Below are 1,556 nucleotides of genomic sequence, written 5' to 3'. Positions count from 1 at the left end.
GGGGCGGGGGGGGGGGGGGGGGCGCCGGGCGGGGTATCACCCCGGCCCCGGCGGGGGGGGGGGGGCGGGGGGCGGGGCCGGGGCGGGGCGGGCGGGGGTCAGCCGGTGATCGAACGGGTGTCCAGGCGGACGCGGTCCACCGCCCGGTACCGGTTGTGACCGCCCGGAGACCCAGAGCCGTACAGCCGACGTGACACCGGATGATCAAGCCCGGCGTCACCTCCGGGGCGGGTCCTGGGGCGGGCGGGGCGCGTCGTCGGCGGCCCGGGGGTCGGGGACCCGCGGGTGCCGTCCGGGCGCGTCCGCCACCGGCAGGCGGGGCAGGGCGTACGGGTGCTCGTCGCGCAGGAAGCCGACCAGGTGCTCGCGCAGCTCGCAGCGCAGTTCGAAGGCGTCGGCGCCGTTCGCCGCGGTGGCCAGCACCCGGACCACGATGGTGGTGGGGGTGGTGTCGACCACCTGCAGGGCGCTGCCCTCGCCGTCCCACAGCCCGTTCTTCGCCAGGAACGCGTCGAACTCCTCCCGCAGCAGGGCGATCGGGGTGTGGTGGTCGAGGTGGAGCAGCGCGGTGCCGGTGATCCGGCTGGAGCGGCGGGACCAGTTCTCGAAGGGGCGGCCGACGAAGTAGGACATCGGCATCACCAGCCGCCGCTGGTCCCAGGTCTCGATCACCACGGCCGTCAGGGTGATCTCCTCCACCGTCCCCCACTCGCCGCCCACCACGACGACGTCGCCGATCCGGGCGAGGTCGCCGAAGGCCATCTGGACGCCCGCGAAGACGTTGGCGAGGGTGCTCTGGGCCGCCACACCGGCCACCACGCCGACCAGGCCGGCGGAGGCGAGCAGGCTCGTGCCGATGCCGCGCACCGCCGGGAAGGTCATCAGGACCGCGCCCAGCGTCACCAGGGCGACGATCGCCTGGCCGATCCGGCCGAGCAGGTCGGCCTGGGTGCGGGCGCGCCCGGCCCACGCCGGGTCGCGGCGGTGCACGGCGAGCCGCAGGGTGCTGTCCACCAGCAGGGCCACCACCCGGGCGCACAGCCAGCCGCCGGCCGCGATGGCGAGGATCACCGCCAGGTGGCGCAGCCCCTCGCGGGCGGCGGGCGGCGCGGCGACCCACGGGAGGGCGCCGAGCAGGAGCAGGGACGCCGTCAGCGCCAGGATCGGCATCCGGCACCGGCGCACCAACAGCGGCACCCCGGTGCTGCCCCTGCGGGCGGCCAGCCGTCGTACCGCGAACTGCGCGATCCGGTCCAGGCCGTTCGCGAAGAGGACCGCCACGGCACCCGCCAGTGCCAGGCGCACCAGACTCCACCACATCATCCGTACTTCCCTTCTGCCCCGGGTTCTCCCGCCGGGCTCCGCGTCCCGGGCGGCCGGACGGGCGGCGCCGCCGGGCCCGGTGTCGCCTGCTCGTCTGTCCCGGCGCGGCGCGGCCATTCCTGCCGGCTCCGGCCGGACGGGCGACGGACGGGCGACGGACGGGCCGCGGACGGGCGACGGGCGGGCGGGCCACGGACGGCGTCGGGCCCGGTGAGGGGTTCCCTCACCGGGCC

1 protein-coding gene is annotated in these 1,556 nt (G+C 77.4%); it reads right to left on the bottom strand.

Annotated features, from left to right (window positions below):
- Positions 1 to 216: 216 nt before the first annotated feature.
- Entirely contained in the window at positions 217 to 1,323 is a 1,107-nt protein-coding gene (locus tag ACFV0O_RS30015) for a mechanosensitive ion channel family protein (protein ID WP_380346789.1), read from the bottom strand.
- Positions 1,324 to 1,556 lie beyond the last annotated feature (233 nt).

The sequence above is a fragment of the Kitasatospora sp. NPDC059577 genome (assembly GCF_042735475.1).
Classification (GTDB): domain Bacteria; phylum Actinomycetota; class Actinomycetes; order Streptomycetales; family Streptomycetaceae; genus Kitasatospora.
The sequence above is the reverse complement of the archived record's forward strand: the minus strand, read 5'-3'. Positions and strand labels throughout refer to the sequence as shown.